Origin of the sequence: Pelosinus baikalensis, from assembly GCF_020819555.1 — a bacterium.
In the GTDB taxonomy this organism is placed as follows: Bacteria; Bacillota; Negativicutes; order DSM-13327; family DSM-13327; genus Pelosinus; species Pelosinus baikalensis.
On record NZ_JAJHJB010000130.1, the window covers coordinates 1 to 737 of the forward strand.

The following is a 737-nucleotide window of genomic DNA, read 5'->3' on the forward strand; positions in this document are numbered from 1 at the left end:
CTGGGGCTGTAGTCGGTCCCAAGGGTTGGGCTGTTCGCCCATTAAAGCGGTACGCGAGCTGGGTTCAGAACGTCGTGAGACAGTTCGGTCCCTATCCGTCGTGGGCGCAGGAAATTTGAGAGGAGCTGTCCTTAGTACGAGAGGACCGGGATGGACGCACCGCTGGTGTACCAGTTGTTCTGCCAAGAGCATCGCTGGGTAGCTATGTGCGGACGGGATAAGTGCTGAAAGCATCTAAGCATGAAGCCCCCCTCAAGATGAGATTTCCCATAGCGTAAGCTAGTAAGATCCCTGAAAGATGATCAGGTTGATAGGTCAGAGGTGGAAGCGCGGTGACGTGTGGAGCTGACTGATACTAATCGATCGAGGACTTAACCAATTTTAAATGTGATACTCTTTCTTCTTTACCTTCTAAATACATTATCCAGTTTTGAGGGAACAAACCTCAAACCAAATAGTCTGGCGGCGATAGCGAGAAGGCCACACCCGTTCCCATACCGAACACGGAAGTTAAGCTTCTCAGCGCCGATGGTAGTTGGGGGTTTCCCCCTGTGAGAGTAGGACGCTGCCAGGCAATCGAAGAACAGCTCAATAGGGCTGTTCTTTTTTGTGTTTTTCACCATAAAAGAATAACTGCAAGCGACACTTTTTAGGGTAACCCGATACCGGAGAAAGGCGCCATGACGGCGTTTGGTTGATTCTTTAAAGAAGGTTGTTGATTTCTTCCGCAACATGAG

The 737-nt window shown here is 49.8% G+C and carries 2 rRNA genes; both read left to right on the forward strand.

The features are described 5' to 3' along the window. Window positions 1–379, forward strand: a 23S ribosomal RNA gene (locus LMF89_RS25420); the annotation flags it as partial. A gap of 79 nt (window positions 380–458) precedes the next feature. Beyond that, window positions 459–574, forward strand: a 5S ribosomal RNA gene (rrf, locus tag LMF89_RS25425). Window positions 575–737: the final 163 nt, after the last annotated feature.